Source organism: Yersinia sp. FDAARGOS_228 (genome assembly GCF_002073315.2).
Taxonomy (GTDB): domain Bacteria; phylum Pseudomonadota; class Gammaproteobacteria; order Enterobacterales; family Enterobacteriaceae; genus Yersinia; species Yersinia intermedia.
On sequence record NZ_CP020409.2, the window covers coordinates 4,349,374 to 4,370,440 of the forward strand.

Below are 21,067 nucleotides of genomic sequence, written 5' to 3' on the forward strand. Positions count from 1 at the left end.
ATTAACCCTCTAAAGTAATAGACACATCAAAACCGTTAGCCTTCAGCAAAGCATGCTGCTTAGCCTGCTGTAAATCACCAGCAACCATTTCAGCGCACATCTCTTCAACAGTTATCTCTGGTATCCAACCCAACTTTTCTTTCGCTTTTGTTGGATCACCTAATAGAGTCTCTACTTCTGCGGGACGGAAATATCGAGGATCAACACGAACAATAATATCACCTACTTTTGCCGAAGTTACATGATCACCGCTGATTGCTGATATCGTTGCAATTTCATCCAGTCCTTTACCTGAAAATTCAATTTCGATACCGGCCTCTTTTGCAGACATACGTACAAACTCTCTGACAGTAATCTGTTTACCGGTTGCAATAACAAAGTCTTCAGGATGGTCCTGCTGTAGCATCATCCACTGCATACGCACATAATCTTTCGCATGACCCCAATCACGCAGAGAATCCATATTTCCTAGGTACAAGCAATCTTCCAACCCTAACGCTATGTTAGCAATAGCCCGCGTAATTTTACGAGTAACAAACGTTTCTCCACGACGAGGGGACTCATGGTTGAACAAAATACCATTGCAAGCATATATGCCATAGGACTCACGGTAATTAATTGTAATCCAATAAGCATACATCTTCGCTACTGCATACGGAGAACGAGGATAGAATGGTGTTGTTTCTCTTTGAGGTATTTCTTGAACCAAACCATACAGCTCGGAAGTAGAAGCCTGATAAAAACGAGTTTTCTTATCTAGTCCATTGATCCTAATAGCCTCTAATAAACGAAGAGTACCCATAGCATCTACGTCTGCGGTATACTCTGGCGATTCGAAAGAAACAGCCACATGAGACTGAGCGCCTAAGTTATAAATTTCGTCGGGTTGAATTTCTTTAACTAAGCGAATTAAATTAGAAGTATCAGTCAAATCACCGTAGTGCAAAAAGAAATGAGGGTTGACTTCATGAGGGTCTTGGTAAATATGATCAATACGGCTGGTATTAAAAGAAGATGAACGTCTTTTAATACCATGAACCTGATAGCCTTTCTCGAGTAAAAACTCGGCTAAATAAGAACCATCCTGACCAGTAATACCCGTGATTAATGCCTTTTTCATAACGATTCGATCGCCTCAATAATAGATCTATTCTTGTTTACTTGATTAAAATTATCTTCTGCATAACTTCGACATTGAGTTGCCAATAATGAAAAGTCTTGAGTGCTAATTAATTTTACAATACCGTCGATCTCACCCTCGTCAAACAGAAAACCATTAATTCCAGTTTCAATCGCATCAACACACCCCGGCACAGAATAGCATATCGCTGGAACACCACATGCATTCGCCTCCATGACTACAACAGGAAACCCTTCATGTTTTGATAAAAGGAGTAAAACGTCAGTTTCAGCATAAATGTTGCGAAGGTCACAAAGATAGCCATGAAAAAATATTTCCTTCTCGAACTCTATTTTTAAATTGGCTATATCATTTTCTGTAAGAGATGATGGATTTGCAGGATATGTATCACCAACAACATTGAGAATAAAATCTATACCTCTTGTCTTCAAACATCTGACTAGTTCAATAATATAGAAGATGCCTTTATCTTCAACTAAACGCCCAACATAAAGTAGTTTTATTTTTTTTGAATTGTTTTTTTTCTTAGGGTAAGGACTAAAGCTATTAATATCAACGCCTATGCCGCCAAGGACTAAATCATCCTTATGCCCTAATAAACTTTTTTCATATTCATTCATAAATATTCTTTTATTAACAAACATCATTAACAATAATTTTAGCACCCTGAGAAAACCTTTATTCCTTGTAAAAAAAGAACCGACTCCTTCAATAAAACAAACACTTTTTCTCGCAAAAAAAATTGATGGAATAGATAAAATAAAGGTAACTAGAAAATGGCAAGATACGGTTAATCTAAACTTTTCTTTAAGTAAAAGCCTTAGCAAAGAAAAATTTATAAAAAAATAATTCTGTAATAGAGTTTTATTTTCTGTAGTAATAACTACAACACCATACTGCTTAAGTAAATCAACTGATTCATGGTCATCATCTGGTGCAATACAGTACACCTTATACCCACGATGCATTAACTCTTTAATATACGATAATCTAAATACAACAACAGTTTTTATTGAATTTTGTATAATACAAATACTTCTACACTCTTTCATAGTCCCAACCAATTATATTATTAGATTGCTCAGACATGAACTGTGCATCTGACTTTGGAATAATAACTTTAGTTGATTCATTTCTATTAAGAATGGCTGCCCACCAACTAAAAGTGCTTCCACTCAAAATATAATCTTGACAGTACATTAACCCAATAAAATCCTCGATCGCTGATTTTCCAGAAAAATACTCAACTGAACTAACATCATGTAATTCCTCTTTACACCAATCGATATCATCAGAAAAAACCAAGAAACTTCTTCCTGGAAACTTTTCAATTGCTTTTTTTATATATTCGATACTGCTAACAGTATGCAATTTATTTTTAGATGTAACAAAATCCCCTCTCCTAATATGAATACCAACATGCTTAGATATATTTTTATTAATACTTCTTATAAACTGACTATGCTTATCTAATATACAATCTCTGAAAGAATCAGCTGCATATATTGCAGCATCCGGAAATTGGAAATATCCATAATGACAATGTGAATTTGCTATTTTCAAACAATCGACCAGATTACTCAAAGCATCGTAATCATATATCAAAAACTTTGGCACATAACGAATGTTTATCTTACGCAAAGAAAATCTAATTACTTTAGATAGTAGATCATCATTAAAAGTGATTATTTTATTCTTATAAAGAGGAACATGCGATAATTCTCCTAGTAAGGATAAAAAACTCACTGCTGAATGTTGCTTCTGCTTATAAAAAAGCCGCATATTTAAATTAACATCTAGCTTTAGCTTATCTTTCAAATAATAAGCCCAAGCAACCTGAAATAATTGATTACCTAGACCTCCTTGCACAAGAACATTAACACTCATTTTTTTTCCTTATATATTTTAAATGAGAAGTTTAAAGCCCGAATAAATCCAGATGTCATGTAATAAAAAGATCTGAAATTTGTTACGCAGGAGTACTTAATCACATACCTAAAAACATCAGGTAGTCTCTTAAAATATGAGGGGAATGAATAAAAGACTATCGGAGCATTAGGTATATTATCCCTAATAGATTCAGTACATAAAGAAATTCGATGCAAATGAGAAGATTGGGATATACTATTAGCTGTTAATCTATAAGATAAAACATACTCAGGTAAGTTTCCGAACTTATATATTCCTGACAATCTACACCATAAATCAAAATCTTCTGCTCCATCAGTACCTAAAGTATATCCATTAACTTCTTTTAATACTGTGGCTTTAATTATAGTCGCAGGATGACAAAGAGGATTAATAAATGGCATAGATGATATTATATCAAAATGATTAATTGGGAAATTTTTCTTGCCTATAACTTGATCGTTCTCATCTATTAATTTAATATTACCGCCAACAATATCTAAATCATTCCTTATCATATAATCAAGTTGTTTTTTTAGTCTTAAAGGTTCCATTATATCGTCAGCATCCATTCTTGCAATTAAATTTGAATGAGTTTTAGATATTGCAAAATTAAGAGCTGACACGATCCCTCCGTTTTCTTTTTTGAAATATTTTATTCTGTTATCATTTATTGATTGTATTATTTCGCCGCTAGTGTCAGTAGAACCATCATCGATTATTATTAATTCTATATTTACACACTCTTGAGATAAAACAGACTCCACGGCAGTCAGGATAAATTTCTCAGCGTTATAAACGGGAATGATTACAGATATATCAACATCGTTGAGCATATTACTTACTCGCATAAAGCAAATTTAAAATTTTCAATTGTGTGATGCTCTAAAATGTACTCTCTTAGTCTAAAAAAATCTTTCTCTAAAGAGAGTATTTTTTTTAGCTTCTCGTTAATATCACCTATACTATTAATTATAAAAGGTTTTGCTAAGTGCTCGGGGATTCCTGAAAAAGCTTCTTTCGTACCAAAAACTAATTTGTTTTTATACACAGAGTTTAGCAAGATATTTTTAACCCCCGCACCAGCATCTAGAGGCATAATGACAAGATCTAAACTATCAAAAAAGGTATCAAAGTCTTCAATATATCTTTTTTCAATAAAATCAACTCCGACATATAGTTCTTTAGCCTTCTGAAACCAATTTTTGCTGGCTGAGCCATGAAAGATTATAGTTTTATTTTTAAGCTCAGTTAAATCACTATAAGAAAGAAAATTTGTTGCATCTACAGAGTAGTGGTTCTGCAAATTAATAAAACCTATAGTTTTCACATTAAGAGTAAAATCACTTATTCGTCCCAAATTATATCTGGCTTGGATTGGATGAGGGAGATATTTTATATTATTTTTAGGGAACTTTCTTTTTAAGGAAATCTCATCATCTTTTGAAACGGTATAGAGCACACACCGACGCAAGGAATTTATCAGGATATATGTAATAATATATCGATAAACTTGATATGTAAACTTCAAATATGATCTATTAGCAAATCTAACTTTAGCAACACTTTGAATTGATCTCAAAGAATCATCTGGTAATATTATTATATCGTCCTTATGCGCAAGCAGGCATTTATATTCAATAGGTATAAATACAACCTTTTCGCATTTATTTTTAGAAAAAAAACGTTTAAATAAATATAATTTTGAATATGTATTTTTACTTAAAATACTTTCTTTAAATAAAATACTTTTAAGAAAAGTCACACCTGTAGAGAAGGTATTTAATGGGTCACTAAAAGAAGGGATCATATAATATAATACTCCTGCATTATATAATTTTTTGCGAAACGTACAAAGGCCATGAGACAGAGGAGAAGCCACATCGACTTCGATATTTTTAAGTTATAATTTAATAAAACTAAGACATACATTAAATCAAATGCAAAAACAAATCTCCCCAAGGTTGGTACCAATATAGAAAATAAAGAAACTAATATTGGTAATACTAAAAATAGTTTAGTTATAAATGAAAGTTTTATTGATGCAGTTTTCAGCGCATTGTAGAAAATAGCAAACTCGATGAACTCAAACACTGATGAAGTATAGAAAGCACCAGTATCATTATAGTAACTTTTACCATCAGAAATGTAAGATGAGAACTTACCAAAAAAGTAATCAAAGAAAATAAATATCACACACGATATTAAAATAGTTGTTTTGATAAGTGAAATTTTATTTCTATAATAATAGGCCAGAGGAAAGACTGCAATAAGTGGATGCAAAGTTAGTGACGCCAATGATACTAAACCTTTTCCAATTCTATTATTATAATAATAAAGAAGTGGCAGAAGGACTAGTAATAGATGCCCCCTAACTGAAAAAGGGATAAGTAAATGAGTAAACCAGAGCCAAAACACTACATATATACCATTTTTTATTCTAAGACTTAATAAAAAAAGCGATATGGATATTAATATATTTTGAAAAATAAAAAATGCTTCAGCATTCGCACCAATACTTTTCAAACTAACCATTAGTATATAATAAAATGGAGAGTCAATAGTATTTCTAGTTATAAAAATATCAGAATAACTTTGCAAATAGGAATAAAATGTAGCATATGAACCCTTATCAGGGCCATTTAATGAAAAGAATAAGCTCAATATTATAAAAAAAGTTAACAGGAAGTATGAGGCTATTTTAGAATTAATTTCATTAATTGATATTACCATACAAAAAAACAAAAATAATAAAACAATAAATATATACTTATTAAAATAACCATTAGTAACCAGAACATAGTGTTCAACCGAAACATAATTCATCAAAAACCCTTATTTAGATCTCATCATTACTTATTAAATATATAAAAATAAACCTAAACAAAATAAAAAAAGATTATGTACTAAAGTTGCACATGTAATTATATAAAAAACTACAAAATAAATTAGAATTACAATTTATTTAATTTAAAGATATTACACTTATTTTTTTAAATTCTTAATTTTATCTTTTAAGTATTTTACTAACTTCAATATAGGTTTAACCCTATAGATAATATTAATAATAATCTCACTTTGCCCTAACATTAGATAATAATCTTTCATTCTGTTCTTTTCTTCCGCAGTTCCATAAAGAGAAACTATCATCGAATTAAATAAGAATGGTCTTTCATGCAATAATACATTCAGAAATCTAGATTTTAACTCATTATTATCCGCATAAAAACCATCCGCAAGTCTTGTATATCCATTGAAATCTAGTTCAATTCGACTAACAACAGACCCTACAAAAGAGTCATTGCCTCCTCTACACATAATACATGGTTTATTTATATATTGTATAGTCGCGCCTTTTTTAATAATAGACAGGATATAATAAACATGAGTGTATGCACATCCGATATATTTGGTATCAAATATTACTTCATTCCATCTGGATCTTTTCACAATGATAGAACTCATAAAACTAAATATAGCTCCTATTGATAAGCTATTAGAAAAATAATTCAACAACTGACGCTCATCGGCCAAATCATATGAACGCTCTTCCGTACACATCCATCGCCTATCAGCTCTTTTTATTTCAATCATATCATAATCAAACTCTGTTCTTTCAACTAAATATATATCATTACTTTCATCTAAATATTTATCTATATATTCAATTGCATCATCAAATAATTTATCATCACTACCGACCAGCCAGCAATACGTGCCTGACGCAAAAGAGGGAGAGGCAATTATATTTATATCAGGGCCTAAGTTCTCCTCGTTCTTGCGATAAACTATAGGTATATTTGTTTTACTTCCCCAAGAAGAAACCATTATATCAGTACCATCATCTGATGCATTATCTGAAATACAAATCTCGACATCATCTCTATTATCACATTGAGAAACAATGCTCTCAATTAGTTCAGAAAGTAAATCTCTTCGATTATATGTTGGAATGCAAAATGACAATTTAATATTATTCATTTATATAACTCTAAGCCTATACCATATATTAAAAACCATCGTATTTATTAAATAACACTTAATTACATGGGACTGTGTTATGTCTATCTAAAGTTTATTTTTTATTTATCTCATTTATTTTAATCAAACCTTTATAGTATTTCATAAAAAGAATATAACACCATGGTAAAGATATAAATGTAATTACAGCACTATAACTTAGCATCGTGGCAAAGGTACTTATCCTAGAAAAATAAAATATTAAAGGTAAAGTAATAAGTCCTACAACAAGTGAATTCCATAGCATAGGCTCTTGTTTGTGCGCGCGCATATAAACTGCCATTGAAAAAATAAGATGATTTATAAGAGATATAAATAAAAGAACAAGTAGAATATTAACATCGACAATCCTTGTAGCAAGTGCGATATTATAGTGTTTTAAACCGACAACAAATAATAGGAATGAGCCAGATATAATCACATTTAAAAATAAAGATTTAAATAGTAAAGATTTAAATAATGAATTAAGTTTGAATCTTTCATTCCCTGCTATTAGTCCAGCCATAACGGGACTTTTTGCTGTTATCCAACTCATCGATAATGATAACATGGAATTAAATGCAGCCAATGTCAATCCTATTTTACCTGCCTCAATAGCGCCTTGATGAGCAAATAGCATCGGGTTAAAAAGTTGAAAAATAAAATAACCACTTAACCAACTGAGCGCAATCTTCCATTGAAATGGGAATATTTCTTTTCTCCATGAAATCTTGCTAATTGCAGAATAGCTATCGTTTTTAAATAGCAATGCCCTATACTTCTTAAGCACCCAGATGAGAGATATTAACGCTGCGGTCCCACTAATTACAGGTGTTGCTATTAACCCATATCCTGATAGTAAAAGTATAATTAAAGTTGCATATCCTAAAAATGATTGGGCAAGTCTGATAGAAGCAACCTGTCCTACAAACCCCATACCTTCAAGTACAGCTAAAAATGGGCTAACAAAAAGGTTAATAGATGAAAAAAAGACTAATAATATCCAAGCAGGGAGCCATTTACTAAATGATAGTTCTCCTGTTGTATGAAAAAAATAAATTCCCGATAAAAATACTATAATAAAGAAAAAAACCGAAATAACAGCATACCATTTTCTCAAAAGAGAAATTAAGGAATAGATCCGCGAAATATTGAATTCAGCGCCATCCAATTTACCATTCTTTTTGCATGTGACATGAGCCATCTCATGGCCAACTAGTTGTACTACGACAAAATTAAAACCTAGTTCAAAAAAAACCTGCATAGCTATCAGGCTTGAAAACGTAAAAAAATAACCTTGTTCTGATTCTGACATTGAAAATGGAATTAATATTATTAGTATACCACCGGCAAATATAGACCAAAGTCTAAATAATAGTGTAATCCCGATATGATAATCTATTGATGTAAATTTAGATAACTTTGACAAAAAACTCATTTTACTTATCATTTTATACTACCAACAATCTTATGCATTTCTTCTACAATTGAATCCTCAGAACTATATATAGGGTTATAGTTAATGTCTTTCCCTATTTTTACATTCTTACTATAATAGAATGTCCTTTCGTTTTTCTTATTAACTCTAAAATCTGTAGTTTCATCTATATACCTAAATTTCATGTTAAAGTTATGATACATTGCACAAATCATTTTTTCTTTCGAAATTATTTCTCTGGAATAACAATCTACTGCATAGTTACCAAGACCAGACATTAACACTCTATTTACTAATTGATAAAAGTCATCGGGATGTATATAATCTCGCACCATTTCATTTCTTCCTGTAATAAAGACCACATCATCCCGTATAGCCCGGTACATTTCGGATAAAATAAATTTAGATTCAAGATCCTGATTTTCACTAAAATACCCAAAAACTCTTACATCAACTATATTAAGTTTCTCTAATGACCTGTGAGTTACTTCAGCTTGAAACTTTGCTAATCCATACCAATCCGAGTCATTTAGATTATTAATATTGAATTTGCTGTAGGTATGCGACTCTTGGGCGTGTGAAAATATATCGCCATAAACTGCACCACTGCTTAAAAATATATATTTACATGAAGGATTGCTATATAAATAATCAATAATCTTAGAATCAAAATATTGAGTGAGTTTGAATATACTACTCCCTAGATCTCTTACTTTTGCAGGGTCTCCAGCGCCAATAAAATTTAAAATAGCATCATATTGAGGATCAATAAATATTGTGTCTATATGATTAGATGTATATCTCTCAGAGTAACCTTTATGTATAAGCCATTCTTTTAGAATCTCTGGTTTACGTGAATATAATTCCAAAGAGTGGCATTGAACTGTTAAAAGTCTAATAATAAGGTCACGAGCTATTTGGCTTGTAGCGCCAATAATTGCCAATTTCATATAGCCCTTCTGTTATTTATAAGGAAATTGTTTATCAATTGGATTTCCAAATGCTAATCTTGGCCTGCATTCTCTAGCATCGCTCATTAAAACCTCAATAAGCATTGGTCGAGGATTAGCAATAAAATCACTTATATACTTAGAAAATTCAACATCTGTTGCAATAGTAAATGATATTATATTATATGCTTTTCCAATCCTTGCAAACGATGAGCTATATCCATTCCAATATGTTGAATCATCACGGCCATCAAAATACATATCTTGGAATGCGCGAACCATACCTAAAGAATCATTATTAAGAACTATTGTCAGGATTGGTAATTTTTCACGAGCAATAATATCTAATTCTTGGATGTTTAATTGAGCGCCACCATCACCGGTAATTACAACCACAGCGCCATCAATTGCATAAGAAACACCTATTGCTGTCGGTATTCCAAAACCCATCGCACCCAAACCGCCAGAATTATGTATTGCTTGCCCAGAACTTAGTCGTAACGAATGGGCGGCCCACATCTGATTATTACCAACATCGGTAACATAATGTATTTTTTTGCTATCAAATAAACTATTTAATATTTTACACATTTTAAATGGACTGATATTAAGGTCTTCATATTCATCAATAAACATTTCTCCCCAATGTTTATTGAGATTCAAAAACCAATCATCATATTGCCCATTAAAATTGTTATCTAATGAGTATGAAAAGAATTCTTCACTCGATGCGACAACATTAAAATAACCTTTTATTCTGTTATCTATTTGTTGTTGGTCAATATCTATTTGAACAACTTTTGCATTCCGGGCAAAATCATCTGTATCAGCCCCCGTTTGCCGAACATCTAAACGGCTTCCAACAACAATAACTAAATCTGCATGTTGCAGAGCATAATTTGCAGTACGGGTACCATAGCTGCCAATCATGCCAAAATACCCTGGCAGAGCTAACGTTTTTTCACTTCCTTTCAAGCTAGCAACATGGGGAATTTTTTCCTTCGAAAGAAAAGATTGCCAAGGAATAAAGTTCTCCGCATTTATTGCACCACCTCCAATTAGGAATAGTGGTTTTTTTGATTTATTTAATAATTCAATTATTTTAGCAAAATCAGAGAATGAATTTGAATCCTTTTTAACTATTATCTCTTTTTTTTCTTTAAGGTAATCAATCACACCTTTATCTAATTCTGCTCTTTGTAGATTCATTGGAATATCTATAAGTACAGGGCCAAGCCGTCCACTCGTAGCAACATCAATTGCATGTTGTAAGCAGGGAATAATTTCATCCTGATGCTTTATTTGATAGGCATACTTAGTAATACTTTTAACAATACTGACTATATCCAGCTCTTGAAATCCTTGCTGCCGAATATTTCTCTCGCCCTTTAGTTCATTTGTATTAACCTGCCCTGTAATAAAAATACAAGGTGAACTATCCAACCAACAATCAGCAATGCCAGTAATTAAATTTGTTGCACCAGGTCCACTGGTCCCTAAAGCTAACCCTATCTTTTGATTTCCAGTAGCTCTAGCGATTCCACCTGCTGCAAATGCGGCTGCTTGCTCATGATGTACAGAGACTAATTTTGTTTTTCCTAATAAATTGATACTGTCAACGAGATGAGCAATCATCCCGCCTATCAATTCAAAACCAAAATCTACATTATTAGCACTCAATACATGTGCTATAGCATCAGACGCTTTCATTTACTACCCCAGTAAAAATTGAGCCAGATTAACTAGCTCAATATATTAACTAAATTAGAAATTCAAACCAAAAAACTCCTCAAACTTGCTTACAACATAATCTAAATGATCATGTGTCAACCCTGGATAGATACCAATCCAGAAAGTTTGATTCATAATTCGGTCGGTATTAGTCAATTCACCCACGACACGATATTTCACATCATGGAAATAAGGTTGACGAGTTAAGTTACCGGCGAAGAGCAAACGAGTCCCAACTTTTGCTTCATCAAGGAATTTAACCAAGTCAATACGGCTAATCCCACAATCCTCTTTCAAAGTAATCGGGAAGCCAAACCATGATGGCTCTGAATTTTCAGTTGCTTCCGGTAATTCGATAAAGTCGACACATGATTGAAGTGCTTCTTTGAGATACTTAAAGTTCGCTTTACGCGTCTCAACAAATTCCTCTACACGTTCAAGTTGTGCCAAGCCACACGCGGCCTGCATGTCGGTAATCTTTAAGTTATAACCGAGGTGCGAATAGGTGTATTTATGATCATAGCCAAATGGCAGAGAACCCAATTGCTGACCAAATCGTTTCTTACAAGTATTATCACAACCAGGTGCACAATAGCAGTCACGACCCCAATCACGGAAAGATTCAATAATAGTTTTCAGTTCTGCTGATTTGGTGAATACCGCACCTCCCTCGCCCATTGTAATATGGTGCGCAGGATAGAAACTGACAGTACCAATATCACCAAATGTGCCAGCCATTTTTCCGTCATATTTAGAACCTAAAGCATCGCAGCAGTCTTCAATCAACCATAGATTATACTTATCTGCTACTCGGCGTACTTCTGCCAAATCGAATAAGTTACCTAAAGTATGAGCAATCATGATTGCTTTAGTTTTATCACTAACTGCTGCCTCAATTAGGCTAGCATTGATGTTATAAGTCGGGATATCTACATCGACAAATACCGGGATTAGCCCATTTTGGATGGTTGGGTTAACTGTTGTAGGGAATCCGGCAGCGACAGTAATCACTTCGTCACCAGGCTTAAGTGCACGAGCACCTAATTTAGGGGATGTTAATGCCGTGAGTGCTAGTAAATTGGCAGAGGAACCAGACGTTGTGGTCAATACATAAGGAACTCCAATATATTCACCGAGTTTCTTTTCAAATGCATCGTTGAAACGACCAGTGGTGAGCCATCCGTCTAAAGATGCTTCAACCATAAGCTGTAGTTCTTTAGTACCGATCACTTTACCTGAAGGTGGGACGACACTTTTACCTGCTTCAAATGGCTTTGGGGCCATAGCCGTTTCAGCATACTGAGCAACTAACTCAGCAATCTGTTGACGTAATTGTTCTTGACTCATTTATCTATGACCTCAAATCATTTAGTGTTCATATAGCTATTAATTTCGTTAATACTGTAATCACGCATATCGGAATCTGACAACCAAGCTTGATGCCAAGCAACAATTCGAGCCAGTGTAGTATCGAGACTCCAGCGTGGGTGCCAGCCTAATTGCATTTTTGCTTTAGAGCAATCCAGTTTCAAGTAATGTGCTTCATGAGGATGCTCACTGCCATCTAATTGCCAACTGGCATCTTTACCCCAGAATGACACCATTTTTTCTACGATATTCTGTACCGGCGTGGCATCCGTATCATTGGGCCCAAAATTCCAACCTTCACCAAACTGAGTACCCTCAGAGTACATTTTTTGCGCCAGCAATAAATAACCGGACAGTGGTTCTAATACATGTTGCCATGGGCGAATTGCATGTGGATTGCGAATAATAACAGGGATTGATCTTTCAAATGCGCGTAAAATATCAGGAACTACCCTATCTAGTGCCCAATCACCACCACCAATAACATTACCAGCGCGCACTGTTGCAAGTGCGCTGCCATGTTGTTCATATTTAGCTGGATTAAAAAAAGAATTTCGATAGGAGGATGTGACTAGCTCAGCGCAACCTTTACTGTTTGAGTAGGGATCATATCCCCCCATAGCTTCATTTTCCCGGTATCCCCAAACCCATTCTTTATTATCATAGCATTTATCACTGGTGATATTAATAATGGCTTTGACACCGCCAACATGTCGAACAGCTTCCAGCAGATAAACGGTACCCATAACATTAGTCGAATAAGTTTCAACAGGTTCTGAGTAAGACAAACGGACTAAAGGTTGTGCAGCCATATGGAAAACAATTTCAGGCTTAAAGTCGCTGATTGATTTTAGTAATTGGTCATAGTTACGAATATCACCGATTTCCGAAATCATGTCATCGGCAACACGCGCAGCTTCAAATAAACTTGGTTCTGTTGGTGCTGCCAATGCATAGCCCTTTACTGTCGCCCCCATATTTTGCAACCATAAACTTAGCCAACCACCTTTAAAACCGGTATGTCCAGTAATAAAAACGCGTTTACCTTGCCAAAAACTTTTATCGATCATGTTATTTATTCCCAAACTTTCCAAGGCGCCCGGCCTTCTTCCCATAATTCATGCAGATAGACTTTGTCACGCAAAGTATCCATTGGCTGCCAAAAACCGGTGTGCTCGTAAGCCATCAATTCACCTTTTTCAGCCAACGTCATTAGTGGCTCTTGTTCCCAAGTAGATTTATCGCCATCAATAAGATCGATAACTTTAGGAGATAGAACAAAATAGCCGCCATTAATCATTGCGCCATCACCTTTAGGTTTTTCTTTAAAACTACGGACTTGTCTATCTTTAATATCCAATGCACCAAAACGGCCAGGAGGAAAAGTTGCCGTTAATGTAGCCTGTTTACCATGTGTTTTATGGAAGTTAATCAACTCAGTAATATTTATATCACCAACACCATCACCGTAAGTAAAACAAAATGCTTCGTCATCTTTTACATAATCTTTGACACGTTTCAAACGGCCACCGGTCATAGAGTTTTCACCAGTATCAACCAGTGTTACATTCCACGGTTCAACTCGTTTTTGGTGTACTTTCATTTCATTGTCGAGCATAGAGAAAGTGATATCGGACATATGCATAAAGTAGTTAGCAAAATATTCTTTTATTACATATCCCTTGTAACCACAGCAGATAATGAAATCATTAATCCCGTGAGCAGAATAGAGTTTCATAATATGCCATAAAATAGGCATTCCGCCGATCTCTACCATCGGTTTTGGTTTAACTACCGTTTCTTCACTAAGACGAGTTCCTAAACCACCTGCAAGAATAACTGCTTTCACTTTACTCTCCATTGATAATTACTTTGATGAAACGAAGGCATCAGAGAAAAATTGGTCTTCAGCCAGCCCATATTCAACAAATTCCTGATGTGCCGCAGAAATCATAGCGAGTGAACCACAGGCATAAACACTGAAGTTACTTAGATCAGGAAAATCGTTTATTACCGCCTGATGAACGAATCCTGTTTGCCCATGCCAAGAACTATCTTCTTCAGAAACAACGGGGACATATTGGATATTCGGATATTCTACTGACCATTTATTAACTATATCAGAATAGAAAAGTCTACCTTGAGGCATTCCCCAATAAATATGTATCGGTCGCTGGTCATTTTTATTTATAAGCTCTTCAACCATTGCCTTAACTGGAGCAAATCCTGTTCCTCCAGCTAAAAATATTAACGGGCGATCATTATCACGAACAAAGAATGTTCCTTGTGGTCCTTCAATACGAAGAAGTTGTTGCAATTTAAGTTCATTAAAAATGATTTGGCTGAATACACCGTTACTTACTTTTCTTATATGTAACTCAATATTCCCACCAGAAGCATTTGCAATAGAATAGCTGCGACGCTGCCCATTGATAATTAAATCAATAAATTGACCAGCCAAATACTCTATTCTTGCAGTTGGGGGTAAGCGCAGACTCAATATAGCAATATCTGAACCGATAATTTCAATATTATCAAGTTTACATGGATATGTTTTTTTCTTTATATGGCTTAACTCAGGATAATAATTAACATTAATTTCTATATTGGTTTTTGGTTTTGAACAACAAGTGAGAATAAATCCATTGGAAATATCTTCGTTAGTTAGGGCACTATTTTCACCTTGTTCTATTTCTCCAGAAATTAATTTCGCTTTGCAAGAACCACAAGTACCATCTTTGCAGCTATATTCGATATTGATATTATTTTCTAAAGCAGAATCTAAGATAGTTGCCGTTTCACCAGCATTAAAAGTAATGCCTGATGGCTGTAATTTTATATTTAAAGACATAAATTCAAACTCAGCTAATTTATTATAAAAATGGTATTAATATTTGGACTTTTCGCACCAAAAATATCGATATACATGTCAAGTATAAAAATTTACTTCATTTCTAAAAGAAAAAATTATTCAATTAAAATCATGCAATTACGCCAAAAGCATTGAATTATAGATATGCTACCGCCCTTGGCTCACAGCAACCAATGCGCTGATTTTAAAAAAATCTTGTAATCCAAGGTCTTACCTAAAGTCATATCACTGATTCAGTTGACAAGACGGCTAAACGGCACTTTCTGAAAAACATCAAAATTTGCGAAATTATAATATAGCCTTTAATTTTCTTACATATAACCCATTATTACAAGAAAAATCTGAAATATATCATTTTTGGATATTTCACTGTACTGGCTAATTGACATCACGAAAATATGAAAATATCAATTCGGTTTATTCTGATTTAAAAATAAAAAACACTCAGTTAACTTTATTGAGTCTGGAAAATTTACTTCCACATGTAACTATTTCAACAAATATGAATATAGTCGTCATAACACCATTTTGCCACTAACACTACAAATGATCTCTAACTAGCTGTTCTAAAAGGTCTATATGCCCCTCATCGTCATTCAATGCTGGAATATACTCAAATTTCTCGCCACCAGCGTGCATGAAAATCTCCCTGTTCTGCTCCTTGATCTCCTCCAGTGTTTCAAGACAATCGGCAGAAAAACCGGGGCAGATAAGCTGAATATGCTTAATACCTTGAGCTGGAAGACTTTTTAGTGTCTCGTCGGTATAAGGGGTTAACCAAGGTTCGCGGCCAAAGCGAGACTGATATGTCATCATGATGTGTTCGGCTGGTAACGCCAACTTGCCACGTAAAGCACGGCTGGTATCTTCACAGCGTTGTGGATAATCATCCCCCAGTCGGGCATAGCGCTTAGGAATACCATGGAAGGAAAGGATTAATCTGTCAGGTTTACCATGCTGCACGAAAGCCCGTTCAACACTTTGTTGTAACGCCGAAATATAGGCGGGATGTTCTGCATAATCACGGATAAAAGAGACTGACGGCAACCGACGGTACCCTTTCAGAATACGGGCAACAGCGTCCCACACAGCCGCACTGGTTGAACAGGAATATTGCGGATAAAGCGGCAAAACCACCAGCTTAGTCACCCCTTGGGCTAACAACTTATCAATAGCATCTGGCAGATTTGGTGAACCATAACTCATGCCTAACTCAACGGGGATCTCTGGCATACGTGCCGCCAATGCTTTCTGTTGCCGCCGACTATAGACCAATAACGGTGACCCCTCTTCCATCCAAACTGATTGGTATAATTTAGCTACGCGAGGAGATCGAATAGGCAAAATGACGCCACGCAACAAAGGCCACCACAGCCATGGGGAAGTATCAACCACCCGGCGGTCACTCAGGAACTCAGCCAGATAGCGTTTTACTGCTTGCGGTGTTGGGGCGTCCGGTGTCCCCAAGTTGACCATTAATACGCCGAGCTTGCTTTGCATGATGCAAAATCCTTGTGGAGGATACTACGCCTATTATTCGAACTTACGAATAAGCCCGCAACCAGAACCGTAAAATGAGAAAGGCGACCTTAGGCCGCCTTAGCTATCTTACCATCCAGAATTAACCGAGGATAGTCGCCAGTTCTGCACTGACTTCTGCTACTTTACGGGTTCCGTCCAGTTTAAAATATTGCGTATTACCTGCATCAGCTTCTTTACGATAGTAAGAAACTAATGGTGCAGTTTGTTGATGATATTCGATCAGACGTTTGCGAACAGTGGCTTCCTGATCGTCTTTACGAATAGTAAGTTCATCGCCTGTCACATCATCTTTATTTTCAACTTTAGGTGGGTTGAATTTAATGTGATAAACACGGCCTGAAGCAGCATGTACCCGACGCCCGACGATGCGCTCAACAATCAACTCGTCTGGCACATCAAACTCCAGCACATAATCAACCTTGATGCCGGCTTCTTTCATGGCATCAGCCTGAGGAATAGTACGTGGGAACCCGTCGAGCAGGAAACCGTCACGGCAATCGTCCTGGGTGATGCGCTCTTTAACCAATGCGATAACCAGCTCATCAGTAACCAGCTTGCCGGCATCCATTATTTCTTTCGCTTTCAGACCTAACTCAGAACCAGCTTTTACAGCGGCGCGCAACATATCACCAGTAGAGATTTGCGGAATACCGTATTTCTCCATGATGAATTGAGCCTGAGTACCCTTACCAGCGCCCGGAGCGCCCAGCAGAATGATACGCATTGCGTAAATCCCCTTGCTATGTAGTTTTTCTATGTGTTTTTACTTAGAGCCATCCCATTAGGGCTATTTTATTTGCCATTTTGAACCAAGGCAGTGCTCAGAATCCTCACATACGATGTGTACGCTCCGGTTCTTCCGCGCTGCCCATGTCCAAACTGGCTGCAACAATGACGCTAACTGGGATAAGCTCTTAAAAAAATCGAAATTGCGGAAAACAAGCAACCATACCATTTTCAGGGGGGTTGGCTCAAGGCGCGCGAGGCCGGTTAGCGGGGGGGAATCTGTAATACCAAAGAGAAATAAAAAATTAACCTACTGAAAACAGATGAAAAAACGCCCCAGATAATGCACTATCCGAGGCGTTCTATTACTCAATTAAGCCGTTAATAACTGATTCATTCTGCGAATGAACTGATTAGGATCATCTAATGTTCCCCGTTCAGCTAATAGCGCTTGATCCAGTAATAACTCGACCCATTCAGCAAACTGTGTTTCGTCCGCCACATCAGCAGCGCGTTTAACCAAGCCATGTTCAGGGTTTAATTCAAAGATGTACTTCACTTCCGGTGCCTGTTGGCCGGCAGCAGCAAACAATTTCGCCATCTGTGTGCTCATTTCATCAGCATCAGTTGTCACTATCGCTGGAGTATCCGTCAAACGATGCGTCAGGCGGACATCTTTCACACGTTCACCCAGTAGGGTTTTAACGCGCTCAACGAATGGCTCCAACGCTTTGTCGGCCTCTTGCTGATCTGGACGCTCTTCATCTGCCAACTTATTCAGTGAATCATCTGCTTTGCTGACTGACTGGAAGACTTTACCGTCAAATTCGGTCAAGTAGCTCATCATCCATTCATCGATACGGTCAGATAACAGCAAAACTTCAATGCCTTTCTTGCGGAACAGTTCCAGATGAGGGCTGTTCTTCGCCGCAGCATAGCTGTCAGCAGTGATGTAATAAATCTTCTCCTGCCCTTCAGTCATACGGCTGACATAGTCTTCCAGGGACACAGTTTGCGCTGAGCTGTCGGTATGGGTTGAAGCAAAGCGCAGTAACTTGGCGATAGTTTCTCTATTGCTACCGTCTTCTGCTGGGCCTTCCTTAAGCGCCATACCAAACTGTTGCCAGAACTGCTGATATTTCTCAGCATCGTCTTTAGCCAGTTTTTCCAACATTTGCAGCACACGTTTAGTCAGTGCACTACGTAGATTCTGAGTAATGCGGCTGTCTTGCAGAATCTCACGCGAGACGTTCAGCGGCAGATCATTAGAATCTATTAAACCACGAACAAAACGCAGGTAATTCGGCATGAACTGTTCAGCATCATCCATAATGAACACGCGCTGCACGTAAAGTTTCAAACCATGCTTATGATCGCGATTCCACATGTCCCACGGGGCCTGTGCCGGAATATACAGCAAGCTGGTGTATTCCTGCTTACCTTCAACGCGGTTATGGCTCCAACTCATCGGGTCGGTGAAATCGTGCGCGATATGCTTATAAAATGCTTTATATTCGTCGTCAGTTATCTCTGCTTTGCCGCGCGTCCATAATGCCTGAGCTTTATTGATTTTCTCCCAGGTGACCGTGCCGTCTTCTTCGTTTTTGCTTTGAATTTCAACAGGCAAGGCAATATGGTCTGAATATTTGCTGATGACTGAGCGCAAGCGCCAATCATCCAGATATTCGTCTTCACCTTCACGCAGATGCAGGGTTATCTCAGTACCACGCTCTTCTTTAGTGATATCAGCAATGGTGTAGTCACCCTCGCCTGCTGATTCCCAAAATACGCCAGCATCAGCAGGCGCACCGGCAGCACGGGTACGGACGGTGACTTTATCTGCCACGATAAATGCGGAGTAGAAACCGACACCAAACTGGCCGATTAATTGGCTATCTTTGGCTTGATCTGAACCAATAGACTCAAGGAATGATTTAGTCCCTGACTTCGCGATGGTACCAAGGTTATCAATAACTTCATCACGGCTCATACCAATGCCGTTATCGCTTAGAGTCAAAGTACGCTTTTCTTTATCACAGGATAAACGCACTCTCAGCTCACCGTCGCCCTCAAATAATTCAGGATTAGACAGCGCGCGGAAACGCAGTTTGTCAGCCGCATCAGAGGCATTAGAGATCAGCTCGCGCAAGAAAATTTCTTTATTGGAATAAAGCGAGTGAATCATCAAATGGAGGAGTTGTTTTACTTCAGACTGGAATCCACGGGTTTCTTGACCTTTCATACTCATTAATTACCTCAATCCAAATTACCGACAGGTACATAAAATCGAACAATGAGTATCAGATGGGGCCAATAGGTGAAAGTTTCAAGTATGAGGGTAGAAAAAAACAGAGAATTGAGGGCGATTGACTTATTATCCCTAACGAATTTATTCGTAAGATAATCAATAACAAGACTGTCGCCCACAGTAAAGAATGGGATCAATACTTAATAGGATTACGCCCGGCCAGTGAATGCGATAATGTCGTACCATCAACCATTTCCAGTTCACCGCCTACCGGTACACCATGAGCGATACGGCTGGCTAATACGCCATACTGACCACACATCTGACCGATATAGTTGGCAGTGGCGTCCCCTTCGACGGTCGGATTAGTTGCCAAAATGACTTCAGTGATAGTTTCAGTTTCAAGCCGTTTTTCAAGTAAATCCAAGCCAATATCGCCAGGGCCAATACCATCCATGGGGGATAAATGCCCCATCAGCACAAAGTAACGCCCGCCGAACTGGCCAGTTTGTTCAATAGCATGGATATCTGCCGGGCTTTCGACCACGCAGATCTGACCATTCTGCTGCCGGCGCGGGTTGGAGCAGATGGTGCAACGGTCTTGCTCGGTAAATGTACGGCAATCCGCACAGTGACCGATTTCAGACATCGCACGGGTCAATGACTGCGCCAGCCGCATTCCACCACTACGATCACGCTGTAGCAGTTGGAATGCCATGCGTTGCGCTGATTTCGGGCCAACGCCCGGCAGGCAACGCAACGCCTCCATTAATGATTCAAGGAGTGGACTGGTTTGCATCAGAACGGCATCTTAAAGCCTGGTGGTAATTGCATACCACTGGAGACAGAAGCCATTTTCTCTTTTTGCGTTTCATCGATACGACGAGCAGCATCGTTCAATGCCGCAGCAATCAAATCTTCCAGCATTTCTTTATCTTCTTCAACCAATAGGCTTGGGTCAATTTCAACCCGGCGGCAGTTGTGCGCCCCATTGATGGTTACTTTTACCAAGCCCGCGCCAGATTCACCGGTAACTTCCAATTTGGCGACTTCTTCCTGCATCTGCTGCATTTTTTCCTGCATCTGCTGGGCTTGTTTCATTAAATTGCCAATACCGCCTTTACCAAACATAGTCATCTCTCAT

The 21,067-nt window shown here is 37.0% G+C and carries 19 protein-coding genes; all 19 read right to left on the reverse strand.

Going from position 1 to position 21,067, the window contains the following annotated elements; all coding sequences use genetic code 11:
- Window position 1 precedes the first annotated feature (1 nt).
- Window positions 2-1,120, reverse strand: a complete 1,119-nt coding sequence (gene gmd, locus A6J67_RS20440) for a GDP-mannose 4,6-dehydratase (RefSeq protein WP_050297433.1) — start codon at window positions 1,118-1,120, stop codon at window positions 2-4.
- Entirely contained in the window at window positions 1,117-2,091 is a 975-nt protein-coding gene (locus tag A6J67_RS20445; protein ID WP_226967866.1) for a glycosyltransferase, read from the reverse strand. Before A6J67_RS20445 ends, gmd begins: the two co-directional genes overlap by 4 nt.
- A gap of 88 nt (window positions 2,092-2,179) precedes the next feature.
- Entirely contained in the window at window positions 2,180-3,028 is an 849-nt protein-coding gene (locus A6J67_RS20450) for an alpha-1,2-fucosyltransferase (protein WP_050297431.1), read from the reverse strand.
- Complete coding sequence (locus A6J67_RS20455) at window positions 3,025-3,885, reverse strand: glycosyltransferase family 2 protein (RefSeq protein WP_080608510.1); 861 nt, start codon at window positions 3,883-3,885, stop codon at window positions 3,025-3,027. Before A6J67_RS20455 ends, A6J67_RS20450 begins: the two co-directional genes overlap by 4 nt.
- A 5-nt stretch (window positions 3,886-3,890) precedes the next feature.
- On the reverse strand, window positions 3,891-4,859 hold the full coding sequence (locus tag A6J67_RS20460) for a hypothetical protein (protein ID WP_050297430.1): 969 nt from the start codon (window positions 4,857-4,859) through the stop codon (window positions 3,891-3,893).
- Window positions 4,856-5,875, reverse strand: a complete 1,020-nt coding sequence (locus A6J67_RS20465; RefSeq protein ID WP_050297429.1) for an EpsG family protein — start codon at window positions 5,873-5,875, stop codon at window positions 4,856-4,858. Before A6J67_RS20465 ends, A6J67_RS20460 begins: the two co-directional genes overlap by 4 nt.
- A 159-nt stretch (window positions 5,876-6,034) precedes the next feature.
- A complete protein-coding gene (locus A6J67_RS20470) occupies window positions 6,035-7,030 on the reverse strand; it encodes a glycosyltransferase family 2 protein (protein WP_050297428.1) in 996 nt (331 codons plus the stop codon).
- 94 nt (window positions 7,031-7,124) lie between these two features.
- On the reverse strand, window positions 7,125-8,498 hold the full coding sequence (locus A6J67_RS20475; protein ID WP_105165860.1) for a hypothetical protein: 1,374 nt from the start codon (window positions 8,496-8,498) through the stop codon (window positions 7,125-7,127).
- Window positions 8,495-9,436, reverse strand: a complete 942-nt coding sequence (locus A6J67_RS20480) for an NAD-dependent epimerase/dehydratase family protein (RefSeq protein WP_050297426.1) — start codon at window positions 9,434-9,436, stop codon at window positions 8,495-8,497. Before A6J67_RS20480 ends, A6J67_RS20475 begins: the two co-directional genes overlap by 4 nt.
- 12 nt (window positions 9,437-9,448) lie before the next feature.
- Entirely contained in the window at window positions 9,449-11,146 is a 1,698-nt protein-coding gene (locus A6J67_RS20485; RefSeq protein ID WP_080608410.1) for a thiamine pyrophosphate-binding protein, read from the reverse strand.
- A 54-nt stretch (window positions 11,147-11,200) separates the two neighbouring features.
- On the reverse strand, window positions 11,201-12,514 hold the full coding sequence (gene rfbH / locus A6J67_RS20490; protein WP_050297424.1) for a lipopolysaccharide biosynthesis protein RfbH: 1,314 nt from the start codon (window positions 12,512-12,514) through the stop codon (window positions 11,201-11,203).
- A gap of 17 nt (window positions 12,515-12,531) precedes the next feature.
- Entirely contained in the window at window positions 12,532-13,605 is a 1,074-nt protein-coding gene (gene rfbG / locus A6J67_RS20495; protein WP_050085985.1) for a CDP-glucose 4,6-dehydratase, read from the reverse strand.
- Between the two features lie 5 nt (window positions 13,606-13,610).
- Window positions 13,611-14,384, reverse strand: a complete 774-nt coding sequence (gene rfbF / locus A6J67_RS20500; protein ID WP_050297423.1) for a glucose-1-phosphate cytidylyltransferase — start codon at window positions 14,382-14,384, stop codon at window positions 13,611-13,613.
- Window positions 14,385-14,402: 18 nt separating this feature from the next.
- Window positions 14,403-15,386, reverse strand: a complete 984-nt coding sequence (locus A6J67_RS20505) for a CDP-6-deoxy-delta-3,4-glucoseen reductase (protein ID WP_050085986.1) — start codon at window positions 15,384-15,386, stop codon at window positions 14,403-14,405.
- A gap of 561 nt (window positions 15,387-15,947) precedes the next feature.
- Entirely contained in the window at window positions 15,948-16,910 is a 963-nt protein-coding gene (hemH, locus tag A6J67_RS20510; RefSeq protein ID WP_050073427.1) for a ferrochelatase, read from the reverse strand.
- 118 nt (window positions 16,911-17,028) lie between these two features.
- Window positions 17,029-17,673 carry an adenylate kinase gene (gene adk / locus A6J67_RS20515; RefSeq protein WP_005182317.1) on the reverse strand — a complete coding sequence of 215 codons (645 nt, stop codon included), beginning with the start codon at window positions 17,671-17,673 and terminating at the stop codon, window positions 17,029-17,031.
- A 375-nt stretch (window positions 17,674-18,048) separates the two neighbouring features.
- On the reverse strand, window positions 18,049-19,917 hold the full coding sequence (gene htpG / locus A6J67_RS20520; protein WP_172668585.1) for a molecular chaperone HtpG: 1,869 nt from the start codon (window positions 19,915-19,917) through the stop codon (window positions 18,049-18,051).
- 199 nt (window positions 19,918-20,116) lie between these two features.
- Window positions 20,117-20,722 carry a recombination mediator RecR gene (gene recR, locus A6J67_RS20525; protein ID WP_005182314.1) on the reverse strand — a complete coding sequence of 202 codons (606 nt, stop codon included), beginning with the start codon at window positions 20,720-20,722 and terminating at the stop codon, window positions 20,117-20,119.
- Window positions 20,722-21,054: a YbaB/EbfC family nucleoid-associated protein gene (locus A6J67_RS20530; protein WP_019081276.1), complete on the reverse strand. Its 333-nt coding sequence runs from the start codon at window positions 21,052-21,054 to the stop codon at window positions 20,722-20,724. The genes recR and A6J67_RS20530 overlap by 1 nt, the downstream gene beginning before the upstream one ends.
- Window positions 21,055-21,067 lie beyond the last annotated feature (13 nt).

Bases quoted from the DNA above. Each gene is read 5' to 3' on its own strand.
- rfbH (WP_050297424.1), bottom strand. From the start codon at position 12,514: ATGAGTCAAGAACAATTACGTCAACAGATTGCTGAGTTAGTTGCTCAG.
- A6J67_RS20470 (WP_050297428.1), bottom strand. From the start codon at position 7,030: ATGAATAATATTAAATTGTCATTTTGCATTCCAACATATAATCGAAGA.
- A6J67_RS20465 (WP_050297429.1), bottom strand. From the start codon at position 5,875: ATGAATTATGTTTCGGTTGAACACTATGTTCTGGTTACTAATGGTTAT.
- rfbG (WP_050085985.1), bottom strand. From the start codon at position 13,605: ATGATCGATAAAAGTTTTTGGCAAGGTAAACGCGTTTTTATTACTGGA.
- A6J67_RS20485 (WP_080608410.1), bottom strand. From the start codon at position 11,146: ATGAAAGCGTCTGATGCTATAGCACATGTATTGAGTGCTAATAATGTA.
- A6J67_RS20450 (WP_050297431.1), bottom strand. From the start codon at position 3,028: ATGAGTGTTAATGTTCTTGTGCAAGGAGGTCTAGGTAATCAATTATTT.
- adk (WP_005182317.1), bottom strand. From the start codon at position 17,673: ATGCGTATCATTCTGCTGGGCGCTCCGGGCGCTGGTAAGGGTACTCAG.
- htpG (WP_172668585.1), bottom strand. From the start codon at position 19,917: ATGAAAGGTCAAGAAACCCGTGGATTCCAGTCTGAAGTAAAACAACTC.
- gmd (WP_050297433.1), bottom strand. From the start codon at position 1,120: ATGAAAAAGGCATTAATCACGGGTATTACTGGTCAGGATGGTTCTTAT.
- A6J67_RS20475 (WP_105165860.1), bottom strand. From the start codon at position 8,498: ATGATAAGTAAAATGAGTTTTTTGTCAAAGTTATCTAAATTTACATCA.
- recR (WP_005182314.1), bottom strand. From the start codon at position 20,722: ATGCAAACCAGTCCACTCCTTGAATCATTAATGGAGGCGTTGCGTTGC.
- A6J67_RS20455 (WP_080608510.1), bottom strand. From the start codon at position 3,885: ATGCTCAACGATGTTGATATATCTGTAATCATTCCCGTTTATAACGCT.
- A6J67_RS20480 (WP_050297426.1), bottom strand. From the start codon at position 9,436: ATGAAATTGGCAATTATTGGCGCTACAAGCCAAATAGCTCGTGACCTT.
- A6J67_RS20460 (WP_050297430.1), bottom strand. From the start codon at position 4,859: ATGATCCCTTCTTTTAGTGACCCATTAAATACCTTCTCTACAGGTGTG.
- A6J67_RS20505 (WP_050085986.1), bottom strand. From the start codon at position 15,386: ATGTCTTTAAATATAAAATTACAGCCATCAGGCATTACTTTTAATGCT.
- A6J67_RS20530 (WP_019081276.1), bottom strand. From the start codon at position 21,054: ATGTTTGGTAAAGGCGGTATTGGCAATTTAATGAAACAAGCCCAGCAG.